This is a genomic window from Luteimonas sp. 100069, from assembly GCF_003813845.1.
Classification (GTDB): Bacteria; Pseudomonadota; Gammaproteobacteria; order Xanthomonadales; family Xanthomonadaceae; genus Luteimonas; species Luteimonas chenhongjianii.
Genome location: NZ_RPFN01000001.1, coordinates 806886 through 826043, shown reverse-complemented (window position 1 = coordinate 826043; position 19158 = coordinate 806886). Strand labels below are relative to the sequence as shown.

The window sequence follows — 19158 nt, the reverse complement described above, 5'->3', positions numbered from 1 at the left end:
GCGGCCACTGGCGCGCGACGGGCTCACCCGAGCGGGCGCTGCTGCGGGTTACGGAACACCGCATCGATACGACGGATGATCGAGGCGGTCATCTCGCGCTCGAGTTCGCGCGAGAGCAGTTCGCGCTCCGATTCCGATCCGATCGCATCGGTCGGCGGCGCCAGATAGTCACGCGAGAGCTCGATCGCCTGCTGCGGCACGATGGCACGGCCATCGGCATCCTGCATCGAGAACACCACCGCATAGCGCAGGGTGTATTCCAGCGCGCGGCCCTGCGCGTCGAGGCTCGCCGGCAGCGAGGCCCATCGCTCGGACTGGATGTTCAGCGTCGCGACGTCGGTCGCGCCGGGTTCAGCGATCTCGGCACCGGCGGCCGCCAGCGCCCGCTCGACCGAACGCGCCAGGCGGCTGTAGGGATCGCTCGACACGATGTCCACCGGCCCGAGGTCGGCCGGCAGGGTCAGCGCATTGCGCAGATGGAAGCCGCAGGCCGAAAGCGCCAGCACGAGGGCGACGAGGGCCAGAGACGGGAAAACCGATCGGAGGATGCGCATGGGCGAAGTCTGGAGGAGGGGGATAGGACCGGCAAGCGCCGGTCGGAGATGCGGCGACGCCGGGTTCAGCCGGCGACGATGTTGACGATCTTGCCCGGCACGACGATCACCTTGCGCACGGTTGCTCCGTCTAGGAACTTCGCGACGTTCGGCTCGGCCAGTGCCATCGCCTCGATCGTCTCCCGCGGCAGGTCCACCGCCACCTCGATCGTCCCGCGCAGCTTGCCGTTCACCTGCACCGCGAGCGTCACGGCATCGCGCTGCAGCGCAGCCGGATCGGCCAGCGGGAACGCCTGGTCCTCGAGCAGCGTCTCGGCGTGACCCAGCACCTGCCACAGCGTGTGGGCGATATGCGGTGTGATCGGGTTGAGCAGCAGCACGATGGTCTCGAACGCTTCTTGGCGCAGCGCACACGCGTTCGCATCCGTCTCGTCGAACTTGCCCACATGATTGAGCAGTTCCATGACCGCGGCGATCGCGGTATTGAAACTGTGGCGGCGACCGTAGTCGTCCCCGACCTTCTGGATCGCCTCGTGCAGCTGGCGGCGCAGGGTCTTCTGCGCCGGCGTTGCCGCAGCCGCGTCGAAGGCACGCGCTGCTGCCCCGCCCTGCACGTGCCGGTGCACCTGGTTCCACAGGCGCCGCAGGAACCGCGACATGCCTTCCACGCCGGCCTCGTTCCACTCCAGCGACTGCTCGGGCGGCGCCGCGAACATCGAAAACAGGCGCACGGTATCGGCACCGTACTTGCCGATCATCGACTGCGGATCCACGCCGTTGTTCTTCGACTTGGACATCTTCTCGGTGCCGCCGATCGAGACCGGCTGGCCGTCCAGCTTCGAGGTCGCGCCGGTGATCCGGCCCTTGTCGTCGCGGGTGATCTCGACATCGGCCGGGTTGATCCAGTCCTTGCCCCCGTTGCCGAGCTCCCGATAGAAGGTATCGGCGATGACCATGCCCTGGGTCAGCAGGTTGATCACCGGCTCGTCGCTGCGCACCAGGCCTTCGTCGCGCATCAGGCGGTGATAGAAGCGGAAATACAGCAGGTGCAGGATCGCGTGTTCGATGCCGCCGATGTACTGGTCGACCGGCGTCCAGTAATTGGCGCGTTCGTCGACCATGTCGGCCGCGCCCGGCGAGGTGTAACGCGCGGTGTACCAGCTCGACTCCATGAAGGTGTCGAAGGTGTCGGTCTCGCGTTCGGCCGCGCCGCCGCAGCTCGGACACGTGGTCCTGCGCCACTCCGGATTGGACTTGATCGGCGACTGCACCACGCCCGGGTTGGCGAAGGCGTCCTCGACGTCTTCGGGCAACAGGACGGGAAGCTGATCCTCGGGCACCGGCACCGCGCCGCAGGCATCGCAGTAGATCACCGGGATCGGGCAGCCCCAGTAGCGCTGGCGGCTGACGCCCCAGTCGCGCAGGCGGAAGTTGACCTTGCGGTTGCCACGGCCCTCCGCTTCGAAGCGGGCGGCCAGGGCATCGAGCGCCTGCTGGAAATCGAGACCGTCGAACTCGCCCGAATTCACCAGCCAGCCGCGATCGGTGTAGGCGCTCTCTTCGGCGATGCGGTATTCGAATTCCTCGACGACCTGCACCGCAGCGCCGGTGTCGTAGACATCCAGCGAGGCGCCGCCTTCGAGCGCGGACTGCATCGGATCGGTATGCGTAACGCGGTCGCGGCCGATTTCCTCGAGCGCATCGCGCACGTCGGTCGGCACGACCACCATCCTGATCGGCAGGCCATAGGCCTTGGCGAATTCCCAGTCGCGTTGATCGTGGCCCGGTACCGCCATGACCGCACCGGTGCCGTAGCCCATCAGCACGAAATTGGCGACCCAGACCGGGATTTCCTCGCCGGTGATCGGGTGCAGAACGCGCAGGCCGGTGTCCATGCCGCGCTTGACCTGGGTCTCGAGCTCGGCTTCCGAAACTCCGCCCCGACGCAGGTCGGCAACGAATTCCGCCAGGTCGGGATCGCTTTCGGCCGCGCGGACCGCGAGCGGATGTTCGGCGGCGACCGATACGAAGGTCACACCCATCAGGGTATCGGGCCGTGTGGTGTAGACCGCGAGCTTCTCGTCGCTTCCGACCACGTCGAACCCGAACTCCAGGCCCTCGCTGCGGCCGATCCAGTTGCGCTGCATGGTCTTGACCGAATCCGGCCAGCCGTCGAGCGTATCGAGGCCGTCGAGCAGTTCCTGGGCGTAGGCGGTGATCTTGAGGAACCACTGCGGGATCTCGCGCTTCTCCACCAGGGCGCCGGAGCGCCAGCCGCGACCGTCGATGACCTGTTCGTTGGCGAGCACCGTCTGATCGACCGGATCCCAGTTGACGACCGAGTTGCGGCGGTAGGCCAGGCCCTTCTTCATCAGCCGCACGAACATGCGCTGCTCGTGGACGTAGTAGTCCGGCGCACAGGTCGCGAACTCGCGGCTCCAGTCGATCGCATAGCCCAGCGACTGCAGCTGGCCACGCATGTGCGCGATGTTGGCGTAGGTCCACTTGGCCGGCGCGGTGCCGTTCTTGATCGCCGCGTTCTCGGCCGGCAGGCCGAACGCGTCCCAGCCCATCGGCTGCAGCACGTTCTTGCCGGTCATGCGCTGGTAGCGGCTGATGACGTCGCTGAGCGTGTAATTGCGCACGTGCCCCATGTGCAGCGCGCCCGATGGATACGGGAGCATCGACAGGCAGTAGTACTTGGGCTTGTCGGGCCGCTCGGTGACTTCGAAGGCACGGGTCGTGGTCCAGAACCGCTGGGCGTCGGACTCCACCGGAGCGGGTTGATAGGCAGTGGAATCGACGAAGGGCTCGTTGGACACGGGATGCGCTGCTGTGCTGCGATACAAGCGGGAAGCCTACCGCAGCGCCGGGACCGCCGCCATGGATCAGCGGCCAAACCCATGGGCCGGTGCGCACTGGCTAGAATCCCCGGCCCCGTTCCCGGATCTCCCGCCTTGCCCGCATCCCCGTCCAGGATCTCGCGGTATCGCCTGCCTGCGTTCGCTGTCGCCCTGGTGCTGCTGGTGGGCGTGGCGATCGCCAGCCTGACCGCTGTCGCCGGCCTGCGCAGCAGCAATGCGTGGATCGAGCACAGCTACGAGGTGATCAACCAGATCGAGGTGGTCGAGCGCTCCATCCGGGCCGTGGAGGCGAATGCGCGGGCGTATCGCTTGACGGGTCATCCCGATTTCCGCAGCGAGTACCTCGCGGCGGCGCCCGAAGTCGACAGGACCATCGAAGCCCTGACGATGCTGATCCGCGACAACCCGGACCAGGACACGCGGGCGAGGCACCTGCGCGATATCGCCCGGCAGCATCTCGCCGAACTGCGCCGCGTGCACGACCTGCAGGAAGCCCGCGGCGCCGAAGCGGCGCGGCTGGCGACCGATCCGGGAACCGTGCTGCGGCAATGGGGTGAAATCGAGGGGATCGGCTCGCAGATGCGTCGCGACGAGCTGCGCCTGCTTGCCGAGCGCAAGGCGGCCAACCACCGGCAGGCGGTGCAGCTGAGCGTGATCGTGATCCTGGGGATGCTCGCCTCGGGCGCGATCATGGTGATTCTCATGAAGAGCCTCACCCGCGAGAACCGTCGCGCCCTCGGGCTGGAGAAGGAGGCCCGTGGCGCGGCGCACGAGATGGCGTTGAGCATGGACCAGGTCAACCGCCTGTCCCGGCAGCGGCACGAGCTGAGCCGGTATTCCGGGCTCCTGCAGAGCTGCACGACGCGCGATGAGATCGTGCAGCTGTCGATCGAGACGATCCTGCGGCTGCTGCCTGGCGCCAGTGGCCGGATCTATCTTCTGCGCGCTTCGCAGAAATTCCACGACAGCGTCGCGAGCTTCGGCGAAGCGATGATCAGCAGCCCCGATGCCTTGCTGCCCGAGGACTGCTGGGCGCTGCGTCGCGGCCAGATGCACATGCTCGCGGGCGTCGACCGCAGGCAACTGGGCTGCGGCCATCTCGACCCGGGCATGCCGGCGCCGGGCGTCACCTCGATCTGCCTGCCGCTGAGTGCGCAGAGCGGCTCGATCGGCCTGCTGCACGTCAGCGCGCCGACCGAGCAGGTCGACCATGGCGACGGCATCGACGAGCTCATCGGCCAGCTGGCCGAGCAGCTGGGACTGGCGATCGCCAACCTGCAGTTGCGCGAGACCCTACGGACGCAATCCCTGCGCGACCCGCTGACCGGGCTGTTCAACCGCCGGTATCTCGAAGAGAGCCTGGGCCGCGAGCTGCAGCGCTGCGAGCGCCGGGGCCTGCCCCTGTCGGTGCTGATGCTCGACGTCGACCATTTCAAGCGCTTCAACGACACCCATGGCCACGCCGCCGGCGACGCTTTGCTCTCGCAGATCGGACGCCAGATCGAGGCCGCCGTGCGTGACGAGGACATCGCCTGCCGCTACGGCGGCGAGGAGTTCACCCTGGTCATGCCGGAACTCGACGCTGCGAGCGCCTGCGCGCGCGCCGAGCGGATCCGGCGCCAGGTGGAAATGACGACGGTGCAGCACCTGGGGCAGCAGCTCGGGCCGGTGACGATCTCGATCGGCATCGCGACCTTCCCCGGTGATGGCTACGCGCCCCACCTGTTGCTGCAGATGGCCGACGCAACGCTCTACCGTGCCAAGGCCGAAGGCCGCAACCGCGTGCTGCACGTGTCGTACGCGCCCTGATCCCTGCACATCGCGCAGGCGTGCTTCAATCCGGAACCGCCGCCGTTCCGGAGTTGCCCATGGCTTCACGTGTTCGCCTGTCGTCCTCTGCCCTGCTGGCCGCGACCCTGCTGTCGCCCATCGGCGCCATCGCCGCCACGCAGACCGCCCTCCACTGCGAGCGCCTGTTCGATGCGCGCAGCGGACGCGTGCTCGGCGAGCACACCATTCTGGTCGAGGACGGTCGGATCCGCGAAGTGATTCCCGGCCGGGCCAAGCTCGGCGGCGATGTGGACTCGATCGTGCTCGCGGAGCGCACCTGTTCGCCGGGGTGGACCGATCTCCACGTGCATCTGGGGTCGCAGTCCAGCCCAGCGAGCTATTCCGAAGGGTTCCGTCTCGATCCGGTGGACTACGCGTTCCGCGCCGTCGGCTATGCGCGCAAGACGCTCGATGCCGGTTTCACGAGCGTGCGCGACCTTGGCGGCGAAGTCAGTCCGCACCTGCGCGATGCGGTCAACCAGGGACTGGTCGAGGGGCCGCGGATTTTTGCCGCCGGCAAGTCCATCGCTACCACCGGCGGCCACGCCGATCCGAGCAATGGCTACAACTCCATGCTCTCGCACCTGCTCGGCCCGCCCGGCCCGACCGAAGGCGTCATCAATTCGGTCGACGATGCGCGCCAGGCCGTGCGCCAGCGCTACAAGGACGGCAGCGACGTCATCAAGATCACCGCCACCGGCGGCGTGTTGAGCTACGCGCGCAGCGGCGATGCGCCGCAGTTCACCGTCGACGAGGTCCAGGCGATCGTCGATACCGCCCGCGACTACGGCTATCGCGTCGCCGCCCATGCGCACGGCACGGAGGGAATGAAGCGCGCGGTGCTCGCCGGCGTCACCAGCATCGAGCACGGCACCCACATGGACGAGGAAGTGATGCGGCTGATGAAGCAGCGCGGCACCTGGTATGTGCCCACGATCTATGCAGGCCGCTTCGTCGCCGACAAGGCGAAGGAGCCGGGTTACTTCCCGGAAGTCGTGCGACCCAAGGCCGCGACCATCGGCGCGCAGATCCAGGACACCGCCGCGCGCGCCTATCGCGCCGGCGTGCCGATCGCGTTCGGCACCGACCAGGGCGTCGGCCCGCACGGCGACAACGCGCGCGAGTTCATCTACATGGTGGAGGCCGGCATTCCGGCCGCCTATGCGCTGCAGTCGGCGACGCTGCATGCCGCCACCGTGCTCGGCGTGGACGACCAGGGCGTCATTGAAGCCGGTAAACGCGCCGACATCATCGCGATGCCGGGTGATCCGGTAGCGGACATCAACGTGGTGATGGCGGTCGACTTCGTGATGCAGGCCGGCCGCGTGCACCGCATGCCGGACGCGCCGGCAATCGTCGCCGATTGAATCGCGTCAATGCTGGCGTGGCAGCCGCCACGCCAGCAACAGGGTCCACGCCCACCAGCACGCCAATGCCAACCGCGTCGCGATCTCGGGGCCGACCAGCATCGGCGCGAACAGGCAGATCGCGACCGTCGCGCACAGGATCAGCGACGGCCAGCGCACACTCGGCAATGCAATACCCGACAGCAACGCAGCGGCGACAAAGGCGAGCATCCAGACCATCCACGTGGCGGCATGCCAGCGACTCATGCCGGCGTCGAGCGCCTCGGGATCGAGCGGCAGCAGCCCTTGGGCCGCGAACGCCAGTGCCGCCAGCAGCATCAGCCGCAGGGCGATACCGGCGCCCATGCCCGAACGTGGCAGTCGGCCCCGTAGCCGCAGCGCGACCGCTGCAACGACCAGGCCGGGCCCGATCCAGGCCAGTACGTTGAACACCCATGACAAGGGCATGCCGGTCGCGCCGGGAAGCGCCAGCGGCGCAGCCGCCGGCACGCCGGTCAACGCCGCCGCGATCAGCAGCGTGAGCAGGCTGCAGGCGTGCGCGGCGGCGCACAGCACCAGATCAGGGCGCCTCATGCCGCCCACCGGAACACGTCCTCGACGCCGACCCCGAAGGCCCGTGCGATGCGGAATGCCAGTTCCAGCGATGGCGCATAGCGCCCCGCCTCCAGCGCGATGATCGTCTGCCGCGTGACCTGGCAGGCATCGGCCAGGGCCTGCTGGGTCATTTCGCCGTGCTCGAAACGCAGGCGCCGGATCTCGTTGGTGATGGGTGTGCCGGTCATCGGGCCGCCCTTAGCGACGATCACGGCCGTACAGCACCGCAGCCCGCCAGTTGCCGATTCCATTGGCGACGAACATTGAAACGAAAGCCGCTGCAACTGTGGCGCGCGCATCGAGCGCAATGCCCGCGTGCGCGACGAGAATGGTATAGGCCAGCGCCCCGACGACGATCAGCACTTCCAGCGTGCGCTTCGACCATCTCATGCCGTCCGCCTGGATCGCACGATCGCGCTCGTCCTCGAGGATGCCGCCATGGCGCAGCCGCTGCGCAAGTCGGTACCTCCGCAGGGCCGGCGCCGCGACGACCGCCCCGCCATAGGCGAACAGCATCAGATACGGAAACCAGCCGTCGCCGAGTCGGCCGACGGCGATTATCTGCAGAAAGATCACGCCCGCGAGGAAGATCTGCCCCGAATTCCAGGCGTCGGTTTCCGTCGCCGATGGCCCCTCGCCATCCGCCGACAACCGCGTGCTTCGCCACGCGCCCCACGCAATGCAGATCAGGAGGGCCATGACGGGCCCGAGTGTGAGCGCGCGCCAAGCCGGTTCCCTTGCGATGAACAGAACACCAAAACCGATGAAGACCACCGTCGGCCAGATCGCAGCCCAGATCGACGCCCAGCCCCGCATCAGGCGCATACACAGTCTGTGTCGTCATGATGTCCGCTCCACCGAACACAAGGTAAAAAGCAATTTACATTTGCATAAGCTGATGTCAACTATCTTTTACATGGTTGTATCCTGCGCGGCCGTCGCCATCTGCTTGTGATCGCGCACGGCGCTTCCCCTTCCAAGGATTTCCGCATGCTCCTCGACGGCAACGCCCCCGCTACCGACGCCCCCCGCCACGTCTTCGACGCGACCACCGCCAACTTCGAGACGGAGGTCCTGCAGAAGTCCTTGCAGACCCCGGTACTGATCGATTTCTGGGCCGAATGGTGCGGGCCGTGCAAGTCGCTTGGCCCGGTCCTGGAGAAGCTGGCGGCCGAGTACAACGGCGCGTTCGTGCTGGCGAAGGTGGATGTCGACAAGGAGCAACAGATCGCCGCGGCCTTCCAGATCCGCTCGGTGCCCACCGTGTTCCTGCTGGTCGGTGGGCAGCCGGTCGACGGGTTCCCCGGCGCGCTGCCCGAAGGCGAGGTCCGCGAATTCCTCCAGCGCCATGGCATCGCGCCCGCGGAAGGGGCGCCTGCCGAAGACGCCGCCCCGGCCCCGCTCGACCCCGCCGCGGAAGTCGCCCGGCTGCGCGAGGCGATCGCAGCCGAGCCCGACAAGGCCGAGCTGCGGCTCGATCTCGCCCTTGCGCTGCTGCAGACCGGAGCGGCGCAGGAGGCCGAAAGCCTGCTCGATGGCCTGCCGGCCAATCTCGCCACCGACGACCGCACCATCAAGGCCCGCGCGCGCCTGGACTTCGCGACCCTGCTGGCCGACGCGCCGCCGGTGGAGGCATTGCAGGCCGCGATCGCTGCCGATCCGGGCAATCTGACCGCCCGCCACCAGCTGGGCGTGCGCCATATCGTCGCGGGAGACGCAGAGGCGGGCTTCGAGCAGTTCATCGAGATGCTCAGCCGCGATCGCGACTTCCAGGATGGCCTGCCGCGCAAGGCACTGATCGATGCGTTCCGCATCGTCGAGGATCCTGCGCTGGTCGGCCGCTATCGCCGCAAGATGGCCTCACTGCTGTTCTGATCCGGCCACGGCCACAGGCACCGTACAGCTGCGTATGGCAAGATCGGCGCCCCCCGCCGATCGCACTGCCATGACGCCCCGCCGCGCCCGACTGATGTTCAACCTGTGGCCACCGTTCCTGTTCACCGGGATCCGGGTGACCGCGATCGACGCGCGGTTCCGGCATGCGCGCGTCGAACTGCGCCAGCGCTGGTTCAACAGCAACTATGTCGGCACGCACTTCGGTGGCAGCCTGTTCGCGATGACCGACCCGTTCTGGATGATCCTCACCCTGCGCGCGCTCGGCAGCGAACACGTGGTCTGGGACAAGGCCGCCGAGATCGAGTTCGTCCGCCCCGGCCGCGGTACCGTGCACGCGAGCTTCGACCTCAATGACGCGACGGTCGAGACGATCCGCGCGGCGACCGCCGACGGCAGCAAGCACCTGCACTGGTTCACCACCGATGTGCTCGATGCCTCGGGCGAACTGGTGGCCCGCGTGCGCAAGCAGATCTACGTCCGCCGCAAGCGGCGCGCGTCTCAATCCGCCGACGCGACCGTCTCGACCAGATAAGCCGGCAGGGGCAGCGACCAGGTGTTGACGGGGCTGATATAGCGCTGCGCGATGCCGAACGTGCGCCCATCGGGACCGATGGTGATGTCGTAGCCCGGGCTGCGAAGACCTTCCGGACGGCGCGCCAGACGTTCGGCGAGGCTGCCGTCGTCGGGCTGCTCGCGCAGCCAGCCCAGCGTGCCGAGCAGCTGCAGACGCGCACCGTAATCGTGTCCCCGCGTGACATGGGGTCCATAGCCGGGTCCATCGATCTCGGCGAGAACACAGCCGGCGGCGTTCGCGATGCATTCGAAGCGCCGCCAGATGGGTGTCCGGGCGCTGGGCACCGCCGCGTTCCGGTCCGGGTCCGGCAGCGGGTGCGCCGCCGCGCAGGACGCCCCCCTCTGCTCGGCAATCAGGGCCCGGAACCCTTCATGATCCAGGACGAGCCAGCTCCATGCGTTGTGCTCGCGCATCTCGGGCATCGACTGGAACACGCGCATGGTCGCCGCAAATTCGCCACGCATGGCTGGACAGATCGACAACTCTGCCGCCGCTGGCGCAGCGAGGGCCGCATCGCAGCTTCCAGGCAACGCCGTTCCGCGCGGCATGTCCGCCAGCATGCTGGCCAGCAGCGCGCCGTAGCCGTCGGTGGTCAGCCGGATCCCCGACATCCGTACGAGCAGGTTGTCGCTGTTGTGGCCGATACGTCGCCACGTCGCAAGATCGCGGCAGGTCGCTTCGATCGCGCCGATCCGGTCCCCCTGTGCAAACTGCACTGCGTGCGCAGTGGCCGACCAGCCCAGCAAGCCGATCGGGGAAAACAGTACGCCGGTGGAATCGGGCGGCAGGCGCGAGACATAGTGGTCGTAGCCCGACAATGCCTGCACCCGTTCGATCAGGCGGAGATTGGACTGCACCAGTGCGGCATACGCGTCGAGCGAAGCGCCGACTTTTTCGAGACAGTCCGATCCGTCCGATCCGTCCAATCGGTGGGTTTTACAGTGCGGGGTGGCTGCGCTGTCCGCAAGCAGGTCGCGATAGCGGGCGCGGGCGCCCGTGAACGACAGCGGGGGACTGCGCTCGCGCGATGCCGTCGTCAGCGTCTGCATGTCCGCGTCCACCACGGCCGCGACCTCGTCATCGGGGACGTCACGCCGCAGCACCCACAGCGCGTCGAACACGTTGCGCCCCTGGAACACGTTCGGCGCTTCCATGAGCGCCAGTGCCGCACGTTGTTCCGGCGTCGGTCCGCGCAGTCGCGACGCGCCCCACAGCAGCGACAGTACCGTCGCCGTCACCACCAACCCCAAACCCAGATAGTTCAACCAACGCATCCATGACCCCCCTGCTGGCCGCGCTCCTGCGGCCAGCGGAGTCTGCCATGCCACGGCAATGCACGCGCTCGGTAGCGCCAACGACATCACACCGTTTTCTGCGACCCGGTGGGTATGCTGTCGGCCGCACAGGGGGACGCATGTCGCAGTACGTACACGGGCTCGAGGAGCCGATGACGCTGCCGGAGATTACCGGCTACCGCGTGGTGCGCGTCGTCGGCCATGGCGGCATGGCGACCGTCTATCTCGGCACCCAGCTGTCGCTCGGCCGCGACGTGGCGATCAAGGTCATGCGACCCGAGGCGCTTGCCGACGAGGTCAGCCGCCGACGCTTCGAGAACGAGGCCCGCACCATCGCCCGGCTCGAGCATCCCAACATCGTCGGCATCCACGAGGTCGGCCGCACGGCCGATGGCCTGCCGTGGTACGCGATGCCCTACCTCCCGCACGGCCATCTGGGTCGGCGCGACCTCACCCGGGACCATGCCCGGGTACGCGAAGTGTTGCGCGCCCTGCTCTCGGCACTGGCCTATGCGCATGCGCGCGGGGTGATCCATCGCGACGTCAAGGCCGAGAACGTCTTGTTCGACGAAGCCGACCGCCCGCTGCTGGCCGACTTCGGCATCGCCCTGCGGCGTGGTTACGGCACGCGCGTGACGATGGTGGGGCTCGCCGTCGGCAGCACCGCCTACATGGCGCCGGAACAGGCGCGCGGACAGCAGGTGGATTTCCGCGCCGATCTCTACAGCGTTGGCGTGCTGGCCTGGGAAATGCTCAACGGCAGCCTGCCCTACCAGGCCGACGATGCACTCTCGATGGCACTGGCGCACACCCAAAATCCGATTCCGCGACTGCCGCCGGCGCTGCGCCACTGGCAGCGCTTCATCGACCGCGCCCTTGCGAAATCACCGGGCCGGCGATTCGCCGATGCGAACCAGATGCTGCAGGCGCTGGCCGAGGTACCGCTGCGTGGCGGACGCAGTGCTCCGCTGATCGAAGGCGCGCTGCGCCGGGCCGGGGCCGGCGCCAGGCGCGTCCCGCCGCTGCTGTGGATACCGGCGGTACTGGTGCTGGCAGCCGGTATCGGCCTGCTGCTTCGCCCGGCCACCCAACCGGACCCGGATACGCAGGCCGCGGCGCAGGCCAGCACGCTCCCCAGTCCTGAGGCCGGTGATGCGCAGGGCCTCGCACGCGACGACATGTCCGGCACGGCCGCGACCGCCGGGCCGATGGAGCTCGTCGATCCCGCGGCGGCGCGCGTGGCGCCGGTCTCGCAGGCGGACCGGTACCTGCTCGAGGCGGAACGCCGGATGCAGGCCGGGCATCTGGCTGCGCCCGAGGGGGCGAACGCTTTCGAATCGCTGACCCGTGCCTGGCGTGCCGATCGCGAACATCTGCGCTTCGCGCCGGTCTCCGCCCGCGCCTTGGATGCTGCTGCCGCGCGCGCCGGCGCGCTGATCGCCAAGGGCGCGCACGCTGAAGCGGCCGCCATGCTGACCGCCGCGCGCCAGCACGCGGCGGCCACCGGCCAGGCCGAAGGCGAGGCAATGCGCCAGCTGCGCGCGAAAGTGGAGACCGCAGCCGACGCGCGCATCGCCGCTGCGGCAACCGCTGTCGACCGTGCCGATGCACTCGCTGCCCTCGCGGCTGCGGAGGCGGCCGGTATCGATGCGGCGGTCACGACGCGGCTGCGCCGGCTGGCCATGACCATTCCCGATGTCGCGGCGTTGGCTGCACGTGTTGCCGGTGGCGCCCGGGTGGTGCGCGGGCCCGACGGCGCCTACGCGATCGCCAATGCACCGGTCAGCCGCGCCGACTACGCCGCCTTCGTCGCGGCCACCGGTCACAAGTCCGCCTCCTGCCGTGCCCGCGGCTCGGTGCTGCGGGCACTGGCTCCGAAGAACTGGGAAGATCCCGGCTTCGAGCAGTCGCCGAGCGATCCGGTGGTCTGCGTGTCGTGGGACGACGCCATGGAATACGCGCGGTGGCGCAGCGAACGCGAAGGCCGCAGCATCGTCGTCGCCTCGACCGCCCAGGGCGCCAGCGTCGCGACCCGCGCGATGGGTCCGGCGGAATGGCGCAGCGACTGCGCGGCCGCATGCAAGGACCGCATCGCCGCTGGCCGCAGCCAGCGCGACGAGCTGAGCAGCCGCGCGCTCGACCCGCGCCGCGGCTATGACGATGTCGGTTTCCGCCTCGCCCACCTGCCCTGAGCACCTGGCGACAGATGCCGCCCTTTCGAAGACCGGACGCCGGGCGCATGATGTCGGGTTCCCCCATTCACACCTGAAACGCCATGAGTGCCCACACCCTGGGCGGACGCCTGCAGCGTCTGTTCCTGACCGGCCTGTTGACCCTGCTGCCGATCTGGCTCACCTGGATCGTCGTCAAATTCGTATTCGTGCTGCTGTCGGATATCAGCCGTCCCTTGGTCGGCCCGCTCGCGCACAGCATTGCCGCGGGCTTTCCGAACTCGCTTGGGTGGATCAATGCCGTTTCGGTCCAGGCGACGATCGCGCTGCTGGCGACCCTCGTGCTCATCCTCGGCGTGGGCTGGCTGGCGCGGCGGGTCGTCGGCCAGCGCCTGCTGGGCTGGCTCGAAGCACTGGTGCAGCGCATCCCGCTGGCCAATGTCATCTATTCGAGCGCACGCAAGCTGCTCGACATCCTGCAGACCAAGCCCGACGGCACCCAGCGCGTGGTGCTGATCGACTTCCCGCACCGGGAAATGAAGTCCGTCGGCTTCGTGACCCGGGTGATCCGCGAACAGGGCACCGGGCGTGAACTCGCGGCCGTCTACGTGCCCACCACGCCCAATCCGACCTCGGGGTATCTGGAAATCGTGCCGCTGGAGAAGCTCACCCCGACCGACTGGACCGTCGACCAGGCGATGAGCTTCATCATTTCCGGCGGCGCGGTGGCGCCGGACACGATTCCGTTCGACCGACCGGGCACGGTACCCAGGCACGGCACCGATCTGTGACAGCGTGACCTCCGGCCCTTGCCGAGCGACTACACGCTGCTCAGCATCGATCGACCTTCCGGAGCCCCGACATGAAGCAGCCGCTCGTTCTTGCCATCGCCGTCGCCGTCGCCGCCAGCAGTGGCCTTGCCGGCTGCGACCGCGCCGCGCCCACGCCCGACACGACCGCAGCGGCGGAGGTTCCTGCCGAAGACGCGCCCGCGCGCGCCGCGCGGCTGGCCACGCACTACGCCGAGTACTGGGAAGAACTGCTCAAGCTCAACCCGGTGCAGGCGACCTTCCTCGGGGACCCGCGCTACAACGACCAGCTGCCCGACTTCGCCAGCGCGCAATACCGCGAACAGCTCCGCGCCTTCAACGAGCGCTGGCTGAAAACGCTCGAAGCGATCGGCAGTGCCGGCCTCGAGGGCCAGGACCTGCTGAGCTATCGGATCTTCGTCCAGGACCGGCGCAATGCACTTGACGCCGAACGCTTCCCGGGCTGGATGATGCCGGTCAACCAGATGGGCAGCACGGTCAGCTACGCAGTGCTGCTGGGCTCGGGCCAGACCGCGCAGCCGTTCGCGAGCGTCGCCGACTACGACGCCTGGCTGCGCCGCGCGGCGCGGATCCCCACCGTGCTCGACACCGAGATCGCCAACATGCGTGTCGGCATCGAGTCCAACGTGGTCCAGCCCCGCGTGCTGATGGAAAAGGTGTTGCCACAGTTCGATGCGATCCTCGCCGAGGATCCGGAGAAGAGCCCGTTCTGGGGCCCGATTACGAACTTCCCCGACGACGTCCCCGCTCCCGAGCGCGAACGGCTGACCGCCGCGTTCCGCAGCCTGATCACCGAGCAGCTCAATCCGGCCATCCGGCGCCAGCGCGACTTCATCGCCAATGACTATCTGCCGCATACCCGCGACAGCGTGGGACTCGACGCCCTGCCCGACGGCATGGCCTGGTATGCATTCTCGACCCGTCAGCAGACCACGTCCGACCTCACGCCCGAGGCGATCCACCAGATCGGCCTCGACGAGGTGGCACGCATCCACGCGGAGATCCGCACCGTCATGGCCGAGACGGGGTTCCAGGGCTCGCTGCAGGACTTCTTCCGCTTCATGCAGAGCGACCGCCGCTTCGAGTTCCGTTCCGAGGAGGCAATGCTCGCGCACTACCGGGGCATCGAGAAGACGATCGCAGCCCGGGTTCCCGAACTGTTCTCGCTGACGCCCAAGGCCGGGTTCGAGATCCGGCCGATCGAGGACTTCCGGGCGGAATCGGCTGCGGGCGGCGAATACCTGCCGCCGAGTGAGGATGGCAGCCGTCCGGGCATCTTCTACGTCAACACCTTCGACCTGCCCACGCGCAAGCGCTGGGACGCCGAGGACCTGTTCCTGCACGAGGCGATTCCCGGCCATCACTTCCAGCTTGCACTGCAGCAGGAACTGACCGACCTGCCGGCCTTCCGCCGTTTCGGCGGCGAGACCGTCTTCATCGAGGGCTGGGGCCTGTATGCCGAGAGCCTGGGCCGCGAACTGGGCATCTATGCCGATCCCTACGACTACTTCGGCCGGCTGCAGGGCGAACTGTGGCGCGCCGTGCGCCTGGTCGTCGACACCGGCCTGCACAGCAAGGGCTGGACGCGGCAGCAGGTGCTCGACTACATGTTCGCCAATGCCTCGGTCAGCGAACCCGACGCGATCGCCGAGGCCGAGCGCTACATCGCCTGGCCCGGCCAGGCACTGGCTTACAAGATCGGCGAGCTGAAGATCCAGCAGCTGCGCAAGCGCAGCCAGGACGCCCTGGGCGAGGGCTTCGACATCCGCGAGTTCCACACCGAAGTGCTCAAGGACGGCGCAGTGCCATTGCCGGTGCTCGAGGCGAAGATCGATGCCTGGCTCGCGGCGCAGCGCGGACGTGCGGATGCGCGACCCGCGGCCTCGCCGACAGCGGAGGCGGAGGCGGAGACGGAGGCCACGCGCTGAGGCCCGCCGGCCGACGCGCGCGCCGGCTATCCGCGCCGACATGATGCCGGCGGTCGGTACAGTCCGCAGTGCCGGATCCGGTGGCCGGGGCGCCGCGTCCCCGCGGATTGGCGGTGCATGGCCCGGCAAGGACCCAGGCGGCAACCGCGCCAGCCGGCCGCCCGGCCACGCGGCGCCGCACGGTGATCCAGTACAACGTGCCGCGCTGCGGCTTGCCCTGCTCCACCCACCGGGCGATCCTGCACGCCGGTCGCGCGCGGGGGAGGCGCCATGATCCGTACGATGTTCTCGGTGATGCTCGGCATGCTGGTCGCCATGATGGTGATGCTGGGGCTCGAATTCGTCGGCACCCGGATGTTCCCGATGCCGGCCGGCCAGCTCGCCGAAGACGCCGATCTCGCCACGATCGTCGCCAATGCACCGACCGGAAAACTGGTCTGGGTCCTGCTCGGCTGGCTGATCGCCGCCGTCTGCGGCGGCTGGGTCGCCGCGCGTTTCGCACGCGCACGCCGGATGGCGGCGGCGATCGCCGTCGGCCTGCTGCTGGTACTCGGCGTGCTGCTCAATGCGTGGATGCTGCCGCATCCGCTCTGGATGACGCTGCCGGGGCTGATCGGCCCGGTCCCGCTGGCCTGGTGTGGCGGCAGGCTCGCTCTCGGGCGTACCCACCTCGCCAACTGACGCTTTCGCTCTAGCCACGTCCGGGGAAGTCCATGCAGGCATCGTTGCTGACCACATTGCTGCTGCCGCTCGCACTCGGCGTGATCATGTTCGGCCTGGGCCTCGGTCTGGGCCTCGATGATTTCCGCCGGGTCGCACGTTATCCACGCGCGGTGCTGACCGGACTCGTCCTGCAGATCGGCGTGCTGCCGTGGGCGGCACTGGCGCTGGCACTGCTGTTCCGCCTGCCGCCTGAGCTCGCGGTCGGCCTGATGTTGCTCGCCGCTTCGCCGGGCGGCGCGACCGCGAACATCTACAGCCACATCGCGCGCGGCGACGTCGCACTCAACATCACCCTGACCGCAGTCAACAGCGTGCTGTGCCTGGTCACGCTGCCGGTCATCCTCGACCTGTCGCTGGAATTCTTCCTCGGCGCCGGCCAGTACGTGCCGCCGCCGACGCGCAAGATCGTCGAGGTCGCGCTGATCATCCTGCTGCCGGTCAGCATCGGCATGCTGGTCCGGGCGTTTGCCACCGGCTTCGCGGCGCGCATGGAAAAGCCGATCCGGCTGCTGTCGGTGGTCGTGCTCGCGCTGCTGATCGTCGCGGCCGTCGCCAGCACCTGGGACACACTGCTGGCCTACTTCGCCGCCGTCGGCATCGCCTGTCTGCTGTTCAATCTCGTCAGCATGGGCATGGGCTACGCCGCGCCGCGAGCGCTGAAGCTGCCGCGCCGGCAGGCCATCGCGATCGCGATGGAGATCGGGATCCACAACGGCACGCTGGCGATCTTCATCGCGCTCAGCGTGCTCGGCAACGCGACCATGTCGGCGCCGGCAGCGGTCTACAGCCTGCTGATGTTTCTGACCGCAGCCGCGTTCGCGGCCTGGCTCAACCGTTCCGGTGCACGGACGGCCGACGCCGTCGCCTGAGGCCGTCACCACGGACGACACCTCGCGTCCCACGTCGATGATCCGCCGGTCGCATGAGATGCGAATGGCCTGCGCCCGGCGTCGAGACGCTCAGGCACCTGCATGCCATCGCAGCTCCCGGCAGCCGGTCACGCGACCGGAACAGGCAAGAAAAAGGCCCCGCCGGGCAGGCGGGGCCTCTTCGCATCACGGATGCCGCGCACTCACTCCGCGCTGCCGAACGTCCCGTAGCCCTTCAGCTGATCCGCGACTGCCGCGTCGCCGACCACGACGATGCTCTGCTGCTTCGGATCGAAGAACTCGCGCGCGACCGACTGCACCTGGGCAGCTGTCACCGCGTTGGCCTTGTCGACGTAGCTGCTGAGGTAGTCGGCCGGGCGGCCAAGCACCCAGTTCGAGGCCAGCGCCGCCGCCACCGCGCCCTGCAGCTGGTTCTGGAACAGGTAGGTACCGGCGGTGAAGCGCTTGGCGCGCAGCAGCTCGTCGGAATCGACGACGACGTTGCGCATCTGCTCGAACTCCTTGAAGAACTCGCCGATTGCCGCGCCGGTCACCTCGTTGCGCACGTCGGCCTGGGCCTGGAATGCGCCGCCCTGCGCGCGCAGGCCGAAGCTGCTGCCCGCGCCATAGGTGTAGCCCTTGTCCTCGCGCAGGTTGCGCATCAGGCGGCTGTCGAAACCGCCGCCGAGGATGGTATTGGCCAGCGCTGCCGGAATCGCGCGCTCGTCGTCGGCATCGAATGCAGGCCGGCCGATGCGCACCGCCGACTGCACGCTGCCCGCGCGCGGCACCAGTACGAATCGGGGCCCGGCCGGATAGTCCGGGGCAGCCACGTCCGTCACCGTCGTGTCCTCGCCGCGCCAGTCGCCGAACGCCGATTGCGCCAGCGCCATTGCCTCGCGCTCCGTCACCGGACCGGCAATCACCAGCAGCGCGCGCTCGGGATGGAACCGCGCTGCGTGGGCGGCTGCGAGCCCGGCGGCGTCGGTGCCTTCGATCCCGGCTTCGGTCGGCAACATGTTGCCGTAGGGATGCGCGCCGAAGAGCACGCGTCCCATCGCCCGGTTCGCCTGATAGGCCGGCTGCGCCTGCATCGCCTTGAGGCCCTGCAGTGCATTGGTCTTGGCCAGCTGGACCTCGTTGGCCGGAAACGCCGGATTGCGCACGACGTCCGCGAAAACCGCGGCCAGTGGCTGCGCCGACGACGACAGGCCGGACGCGGTGACGAACACGCCGTCGCTGCTGGCACTCGCGCCGATCGACGCGCCCAGACGCTGCAGTTCCTCTGCGATCTGCACCGAGCTGCGCGTGGCGGTCCCTTCCTGCAGCAAACCGGCCAGCAGGTTCGACATGCCCGGCAGCGTCGCGGGATCACTGGCCAGCCCACCGCGGACGGCGAGCACGTAGTCCACCTTCGGCAGGCCGTCCTGGCGCGGCAGCACCCAGACGGTCAGGCCGTTGTCGAGGCGACGTTCGATCAGTCCCAGCTCGGGCAACGGCCGGTCGGCGCCGTAATCGGGCAGGCCCGCAGGCAGTTCGGTCGGCGGCGCGGTGGCTGCGGACGGCTGCTGCGCATGGGCCGCGCTGGCAAACAGGCAGGCGCCGAGCGCCAGTGCGAGCGGGCGCAGGCCGCGGGTCGGAATGTGGTGCTTGTCCATGTCGA

Annotated in this window: 17 protein-coding genes; 10 read left to right on the top strand and 7 right to left on the bottom strand. The window is 68.6% G+C overall.

What is annotated here, in order from left to right; all coding sequences use genetic code 11:
• Positions 1-23: 23 nt before the first annotated feature.
• Positions 24-554 (bottom strand): LPS assembly lipoprotein LptE, encoded by a 531-nt coding sequence (gene lptE, locus EGK76_RS03620; RefSeq protein ID WP_096299091.1) that lies wholly within the window; start codon positions 552-554, stop codon positions 24-26.
• Positions 555-619: 65 nt separating this feature from the next.
• Positions 620-3376: a leucine--tRNA ligase gene (leuS, locus tag EGK76_RS03615; protein WP_123831681.1), complete on the bottom strand. Its 2757-nt coding sequence runs from the start codon at positions 3374-3376 to the stop codon at positions 620-622.
• Positions 3377-3511: 135 nt separating this feature from the next.
• On the opposite strand from leuS, the gene EGK76_RS03610 reads away from it, so the two are divergent.
• Positions 3512-5227 (top strand): GGDEF domain-containing protein, encoded by a 1716-nt coding sequence (locus tag EGK76_RS03610; protein WP_158613441.1) that lies wholly within the window; start codon positions 3512-3514, stop codon positions 5225-5227.
• 59 nt (positions 5228-5286) lie between these two features.
• On the top strand, positions 5287-6615 hold the full coding sequence (locus EGK76_RS03605; RefSeq protein ID WP_123831680.1) for an amidohydrolase family protein: 1329 nt from the start codon (positions 5287-5289) through the stop codon (positions 6613-6615).
• Between the two features lie 6 nt (positions 6616-6621).
• On the opposite strand, the gene EGK76_RS03600 is transcribed toward EGK76_RS03605, so the two are convergent.
• From EGK76_RS03600 to EGK76_RS03590, 3 genes are read right to left on the bottom strand one after another with little or no spacing between them, the layout of a single operon-like run.
• Positions 6622-7188 carry a hypothetical protein gene (locus EGK76_RS03600; protein ID WP_096299095.1) on the bottom strand — a complete coding sequence of 189 codons (567 nt, stop codon included), beginning with the start codon at positions 7186-7188 and terminating at the stop codon, positions 6622-6624.
• Positions 7185-7397 carry a helix-turn-helix transcriptional regulator gene (locus tag EGK76_RS03595; protein WP_123831679.1) on the bottom strand — a complete coding sequence of 71 codons (213 nt, stop codon included), beginning with the start codon at positions 7395-7397 and terminating at the stop codon, positions 7185-7187. The genes EGK76_RS03600 and EGK76_RS03595 overlap by 4 nt, the downstream gene beginning before the upstream one ends.
• A 10-nt stretch (positions 7398-7407) precedes the next feature.
• Positions 7408-7983, bottom strand: a complete 576-nt coding sequence (locus tag EGK76_RS03590; protein WP_123831678.1) for a hypothetical protein — start codon at positions 7981-7983, stop codon at positions 7408-7410.
• Here EGK76_RS03590 and EGK76_RS03585 point away from each other — a divergent pair.
• The 3 genes from EGK76_RS03585 to EGK76_RS03575 all read left to right on the top strand — a co-directional run bounded on the left by EGK76_RS03585 (position 7973) and on the right by EGK76_RS03575 (position 9637).
• The gene (locus tag EGK76_RS03585) at positions 7973-8164 is read left to right on the top strand and encodes a hypothetical protein (protein ID WP_123831677.1); all 192 of its coding nucleotides are present in this window, start codon (positions 7973-7975) and stop codon (positions 8162-8164) included. The genes EGK76_RS03590 and EGK76_RS03585 overlap by 11 nt on opposite strands.
• A 35-nt stretch (positions 8165-8199) precedes the next feature.
• Positions 8200-9084 carry a thioredoxin gene (gene trxA, locus EGK76_RS03580; protein WP_123831676.1) on the top strand — a complete coding sequence of 295 codons (885 nt, stop codon included), beginning with the start codon at positions 8200-8202 and terminating at the stop codon, positions 9082-9084.
• Between the two features lie 70 nt (positions 9085-9154).
• Positions 9155-9637, top strand: coding sequence for a DUF4442 domain-containing protein (locus EGK76_RS03575; protein ID WP_123831675.1), 483 nt, complete (start codon positions 9155-9157; stop codon positions 9635-9637).
• On the opposite strand, the gene EGK76_RS03570 is transcribed toward EGK76_RS03575, so the two are convergent.
• On the bottom strand, positions 9604-11034 hold the full coding sequence (locus EGK76_RS03570) for a hypothetical protein (RefSeq protein WP_158613440.1): 1431 nt from the start codon (positions 11032-11034) through the stop codon (positions 9604-9606). The genes EGK76_RS03575 and EGK76_RS03570 overlap by 34 nt on opposite strands.
• 59 nt (positions 11035-11093) lie before the next feature.
• On the opposite strand from EGK76_RS03570, the gene EGK76_RS03565 reads away from it, so the two are divergent.
• The 5 genes from EGK76_RS03565 to EGK76_RS03545 all read left to right on the top strand — a co-directional run bounded on the left by EGK76_RS03565 (position 11094) and on the right by EGK76_RS03545 (position 17495).
• On the top strand, positions 11094-13166 hold the full coding sequence (locus EGK76_RS03565; protein ID WP_158613439.1) for a bifunctional serine/threonine-protein kinase/formylglycine-generating enzyme family protein: 2073 nt from the start codon (positions 11094-11096) through the stop codon (positions 13164-13166).
• Between the two features lie 83 nt (positions 13167-13249).
• The gene (locus EGK76_RS03560; protein WP_123831672.1) at positions 13250-13936 is read left to right on the top strand and encodes a DUF502 domain-containing protein; all 687 of its coding nucleotides are present in this window, start codon (positions 13250-13252) and stop codon (positions 13934-13936) included.
• A 71-nt stretch (positions 13937-14007) separates the two neighbouring features.
• A complete protein-coding gene (locus EGK76_RS03555) occupies positions 14008-15903 on the top strand; it encodes a DUF885 family protein (RefSeq protein WP_123831671.1) in 1896 nt (631 codons plus the stop codon).
• 270 nt (positions 15904-16173) lie between these two features.
• Positions 16174-16584 carry a hypothetical protein gene (locus EGK76_RS03550; RefSeq protein WP_123831670.1) on the top strand — a complete coding sequence of 137 codons (411 nt, stop codon included), beginning with the start codon at positions 16174-16176 and terminating at the stop codon, positions 16582-16584.
• 32 nt (positions 16585-16616) lie between these two features.
• Positions 16617-17495, top strand: coding sequence for a bile acid:sodium symporter family protein (locus EGK76_RS03545; RefSeq protein WP_096299113.1), 879 nt, complete (start codon positions 16617-16619; stop codon positions 17493-17495).
• 203 nt (positions 17496-17698) lie between these two features.
• On the opposite strand, the gene EGK76_RS03540 is transcribed toward EGK76_RS03545, so the two are convergent.
• On the bottom strand, positions 17699-19153 hold the full coding sequence (locus EGK76_RS03540; RefSeq protein WP_158613438.1) for a pitrilysin family protein: 1455 nt from the start codon (positions 19151-19153) through the stop codon (positions 17699-17701).
• Between the last annotated feature and the right edge of the window lie 5 nt (positions 19154-19158).

Excerpts from the sequence above, each read along its gene's own strand:
- lptE (WP_096299091.1), bottom strand. The coding sequence starts at position 554 with ATGCGCATCCTCCGATCGGTTTTCCCGTCTCTGGCCCTCGTCGCCCTC.
- EGK76_RS03605 (WP_123831680.1), top strand. The coding sequence starts at position 5,287 with ATGGCTTCACGTGTTCGCCTGTCGTCCTCTGCCCTGCTGGCCGCGACC.
- EGK76_RS03600 (WP_096299095.1), bottom strand. The coding sequence starts at position 7,188 with ATGAGGCGCCCTGATCTGGTGCTGTGCGCCGCCGCGCACGCCTGCAGC.
- EGK76_RS03595 (WP_123831679.1), bottom strand. The coding sequence starts at position 7,397 with ATGACCGGCACACCCATCACCAACGAGATCCGGCGCCTGCGTTTCGAG.
- EGK76_RS03585 (WP_123831677.1), top strand. The coding sequence starts at position 7,973 with ATGAAGACCACCGTCGGCCAGATCGCAGCCCAGATCGACGCCCAGCCC.
- trxA (WP_123831676.1), top strand. The coding sequence starts at position 8,200 with ATGCTCCTCGACGGCAACGCCCCCGCTACCGACGCCCCCCGCCACGTC.
- EGK76_RS03575 (WP_123831675.1), top strand. The coding sequence starts at position 9,155 with ATGACGCCCCGCCGCGCCCGACTGATGTTCAACCTGTGGCCACCGTTC.
- EGK76_RS03565 (WP_158613439.1), top strand. The coding sequence starts at position 11,094 with ATGTCGCAGTACGTACACGGGCTCGAGGAGCCGATGACGCTGCCGGAG.
- EGK76_RS03560 (WP_123831672.1), top strand. The coding sequence starts at position 13,250 with ATGAGTGCCCACACCCTGGGCGGACGCCTGCAGCGTCTGTTCCTGACC.
- EGK76_RS03555 (WP_123831671.1), top strand. The coding sequence starts at position 14,008 with ATGAAGCAGCCGCTCGTTCTTGCCATCGCCGTCGCCGTCGCCGCCAGC.
- EGK76_RS03550 (WP_123831670.1), top strand. The coding sequence starts at position 16,174 with ATGATCCGTACGATGTTCTCGGTGATGCTCGGCATGCTGGTCGCCATG.
- EGK76_RS03545 (WP_096299113.1), top strand. The coding sequence starts at position 16,617 with ATGCAGGCATCGTTGCTGACCACATTGCTGCTGCCGCTCGCACTCGGC.
- EGK76_RS03540 (WP_158613438.1), bottom strand. The coding sequence starts at position 19,153 with ATGGACAAGCACCACATTCCGACCCGCGGCCTGCGCCCGCTCGCACTG.